This is a genomic window from Pseudoalteromonas sp. bablab_jr011, from assembly GCF_016464045.1.
Taxonomy (GTDB): Bacteria; Pseudomonadota; Gammaproteobacteria; order Enterobacterales; family Alteromonadaceae; genus Pseudoalteromonas; species Pseudoalteromonas lipolytica.
In genome coordinates, this window is the sequence record NZ_JACDWU010000089.1 from 1 (window position 1) to 4,309 (window position 4,309).

At 41.5% G+C, this 4,309-nt stretch carries 4 protein-coding genes; 2 read left to right on the top strand and 2 right to left on the bottom strand.

The genetic code is table 11. The annotated features are described in order from the left end of the window. Positions 1-176 precede the first annotated feature (176 nt). On the bottom strand, positions 177-1,814 hold the full coding sequence (locus tag JIG41_RS02935; RefSeq protein WP_199524234.1) for a M28 family metallopeptidase: 1,638 nt from the start codon (positions 1,812-1,814) through the stop codon (positions 177-179). 127 nt (positions 1,815-1,941) lie between these two features. Further along, entirely contained in the window at positions 1,942-3,021 is a 1,080-nt protein-coding gene (locus tag JIG41_RS02940; RefSeq protein ID WP_199524235.1) for an MBL fold metallo-hydrolase, read from the bottom strand. Positions 3,022-3,135: 114 nt separating this feature from the next. On the opposite strand from JIG41_RS02940, the gene JIG41_RS02945 reads away from it, so the two are divergent. After that, complete coding sequence (locus tag JIG41_RS02945) at positions 3,136-3,729, top strand: TetR/AcrR family transcriptional regulator (RefSeq protein WP_036967326.1); 594 nt, start codon at positions 3,136-3,138, stop codon at positions 3,727-3,729. Positions 3,730-3,737: 8 nt separating this feature from the next. Then, on the top strand, positions 3,738-4,244 hold the full coding sequence (locus JIG41_RS02950) for a YdcF family protein (protein WP_199524236.1): 507 nt from the start codon (positions 3,738-3,740) through the stop codon (positions 4,242-4,244). The last annotated feature ends 65 nt before the right edge of the window (positions 4,245-4,309 follow it).

A 4,309-nucleotide genomic window follows, 5' to 3' on the forward strand; every position in this document is an offset into this window, starting at 1 on the left:
GAGTTACTGACAACACTTAGGTTGTTTATCTTACCCGATAGGCTACCAGACAGGCATTATCCAAGGGTGATAAGAAGGAAACCAAATAAGTATCCTTACAAAAGAAAATGCCAGTCAGCTCTTAACTGACTGGCATTAAGCAAGTCGCTCGGTTTTTTTGTATTTAATATAGGGTATTACCTATCTTGTAAACGACGAGCCTTGAAATCAGACTCGGCTTTCCATTTTGGCCAATCACCGTTATTTGCAAGCTTGGCTGCAATATTAACAATCAGTTCAATGTCTTGTTTCACACCGCCCATTGACCATTGCGGCGAATAGTCGTCAGCTTCTTTATGGTATTTATGAGCAATATAGTCGGGGTCTGTATCGCCTAAGCTCATAAATAACAAGCTTGGCACGCCTTGTTTAGCCAATGAAAAATGATCTGAGCGGAAGAACAAGCCATTCTGTGGTCTTGGATCCATCTTTACGTGACGTCCTTGTGACTGTGCTGCCTCAGCTAGGTAGTCTTCCATTTCAGACATGCCTTTGCCGTATTGTAAAATGTAGTCAACGCCATCAAGTACGTTCATACCATCGATATTAAGCAGTGCCACCATTTGTTTGGTGGGGGCAATTTCGCCGGTAGCGAATTGCTCTGAACCAATTAGCCCCGTTTCTTCTGCGGTGAAATTTGCGAAGATTATTGAGCGTTTGAATGGCTTTTTCTTATGCATTTCACTCAAAATGCGGGCAATTTCAATAGTGGCTGCGGTGCCTGAAGCATTATCGACAGCACCATTATAAATCTTCAGCCCCTCTTCGGTTTGCTTCGTACCAAAATGATCCCAGTGAGCGCCAATAACGATGTATTCATCAGGTGTTTCACTGCCTTTAAGTGTTGCTACAACATTATGCGATTGTGCTTGGGAGATATCACTTTTCAATGTCAGCTCCGCTTTCGCTTTTAAATCAAGCGGTTTAAAATCAGCTTTTAATGCGTTGGCTTTTTCGGTTTGATAATCAAAGCCTGCTTGAGCAAAAATTTCATTTGCGGCCTGCTCATCAATCCATCCCATGACAGGAATGTCTGATGCATTATTGTCTTGGTCGATAAGTGTGTATTTACTGCCTGTGTTCGAGCTTTCAACAACTCCCCAAGGGTAAGCGGCTGGTGCTGTTTCGTGCACGATAAACACGGCTTTTGCACCTTGGCGTGCACCTTCTTCGTATTTGTAAGTCCAACGACCATAATAGGTCATGGCATTGCCTGTAAATAGCGTGTCGTCTTGAGTCGCAAATCCTGGGTCATTGACAAGTACAATAACTGTTTTGTCTTTTACATCAATGTCAGCAAAGTCATCCCAGTTATACTCTGGGGCATTAATACCATAGCCAACAAACACCACGTCAGAGCTAGCAATGTTGATCTCTGGATTAATTTGTTGCGTGCGTGCGGTAAAATCACTGCCAGCATTAAAGCTTAACTCGCCAACCTTTAGCGTCATATTCTGATCAGGCGTGAGTTTTGCCATTGTCACTGGCTGTAAAAAATTGCCATTAAAACTGCCCGTTAAGCCTAGCTTTTTGTATTCGTCAGCTAAGTAGTTAATGGTCAGAGTTTCGCCTTCTGTGAGTGGACCACGGCCTAAAAACTCATCAGAGGCAAGCGTTTTAATGTGTGAGCGTACTTTGTCAATGTTGACGGTTTCAAGCGTGGATGTGCTTAGTTTATCAGTGCTTGCTTCATCAGCGCTTGGGGTTGGTTGCTCAGAGCAACCGAATAAACCCACGGCAAGCGCTAAACTTGCGTATTTAAGGTAAGTTGTCATAGTTTTTCTGGTTGATTGTACAGAGTTTCACTATATGGGACGAGAAGAGGGCTGTCCAGAAAGACGCTACAAACAACTGATTATTCAGGATGAGTAGATAATAATTCAATTTTCAGCCATGAAAAATTTACCACCAGATTTTGTTTATCGCAGGATCGTGAATACTGAATACCTCGCCAACTAGTGGGGTGCTTAGCGAGACATGCTCTTGTACAGCCTTTTTAGTCACGCGGTTGAGTGGTTCATACCAGGCGTGAAATGCTAAATCGAATGTGCCATTATGCACTGGGACCATAATATTTCCGTGTAAATCTAAATGCGCTTGAACAGATTGCTCTGGTGTCATGTGAATATTCGACCACTCTTGGTCGTAAGCCCCAGTTTCAATAAAGGTAATATCAAATGGCCCATAGCGTTTGCCAATTTCTTTAAAGCCCGCGAAATAACCAGAGTCACCACTAAAATAAAAGCGTTTGTCTTTTACTTTTATAGCCCATGAGCCCCACAGTGTTTTGTTTCTATCCGTTAAGCCTCTGCCTGAAAAGTGCTGTGTGGGTGTAAAAACGATTTGGCTGTTTGTAGTCGTATGGTCTTGCCACCAATCAAAGCTAAGCACTTTTTGCTTTTTTACCCCCCATTTTATGAGATCATTTTCTACACCGAGCGGAACATAAAAAGAGTCGGTTTTGTCGGCCAGTTGCTTGATAGCTGCTTTATCTAAATGATCATAATGGTTGTGCGAGATAAAAACCTTCGCAATGTGAGGTAACTGTTTAATGCGTATTGGCGTAGGTTGAAAACGCTTTGGTCCCATAAACGAAAATGGCGAAGCTCGCTCGGAAAATACAGGATCAAACAGCCAAAATTCACCATACACTTTAGCTAAAATTGATGAGTGGCCCAGTTTCACAAAATGGACGCTGTCATTCGATAAAGACGCAAGCTGCTGTGTTGATAAAGCATACATGGGCAGTTCGTGTTTGGGTTCTGCATCAATTTTCTTTTCTGTCATGAAACGTATGAAGATTCCCAGCGTTTTTCTAAAACCAGGCTGCTCAACCTTTGCATTATTATAGAAGGTGCCATCTACTAATTGAGCTGAGTGACTGTCATCACTTACGCCTTCAGCGGCAATTTGATTATTCATAATTAACACGCCGACCATGAGGCATACTGTGGCGATTACGAGCCATCTTAGAAATTTCATATCGTTACCATAAGTAAACTGAGTGGTGTAGTTTTTCATTGTTTGCTTTAAAAGTAAACTATCTAGTGCATTTTTTATTTTTGCGTTACACTATTGATGTCATGGGGGAAGTACATGAAATTATCACAAAGAAAACGACTCGATATTTTGAATGCAGCTGAAACGTTGTTTTTTCAACAAGGTTTTGAACAGACGAGTATGGATCAGGTTGCAAGCTTAGCGGGCGCTTCTAAACGCACTGTTTATAATCATTTTGAAAATAAAGGTGTGCTGTTTCAGGCTATTCTGGTGTTTATGTTTGAAAAAGTGCGTCAAGAAAAAGCCGTTATTTTTAATAAGCAACACCCGATTGCAGAGCAGTTAACACAAATTGCTGTGCAAGAGGTGGCTTTGCTTACCTCGGAAGAGTTTCTAAAAATAGCGAAAGTGGCTTTTATGCAAATGCTCCAACAGCCCGATTTAGCTAAGTCGCTCGCCAACAACAGTATGGGTTGCATGCAAGATTTAGTGGCTTTTTTAGAGGCGGCCAGTGACGCGCATGTGTTACATATTGACGATGCTGAATTTGCGGCTAAACAGTTTGTGTATCAATTAAAATCGCTGATCTTTTATCCTCTTTTGTATGGATTTGAGCGCCAAAATGGCGACACAGAAGAGAAAGTGATTAGCGAAACCGTGAAAATGTTTTTAGCGCGTTATCAACGATAGTATTTCAGATGAAAACGGCAATTGTACTATTAGGCGCTCCAAATGAACCTGACGGCAGATTATCTGTTATTGCAAAAGCATGCTGTGATAAAGCCTACGCCGTTTTTCGCGATCATCAACATGTAAGTCTATTGTGTACAGGTGGCTTTGGCAGCTTTAATAAAAGTGCGTATCCGCATGGCGAATTAACCAAGCGGTATTTAGTTAAACAAGGTATTCCAGTATCTCGCTTTTTGGCGCATGCCCCAAGCCGTTTTACCTTTGAAGATGCGACACTTGCACAGCCTATTATAGACCGTGCAGAGATTAAAAAAGTACTATTAGTCAGCTCTGAGTTTCATATTGAACGTGTTCATTATGTTTTTCGACACATTATGCCTTTGATGGAATTTGAGTGTGTGCCTGCAGTCACGCCTTTACCAGCTGAGGAGCTTGCTTTGTTACGTGCTCATGAACAGCAGGCAATGTTAAGAGAAGAGCAAAATATTTTAAGCTACAAAAAAGCCGCGCTATAAAATTTTATAGCGCGGCTTTTAAATGTTTAATAATACCAATCCGCAAAAATACTTAATCATTTTGA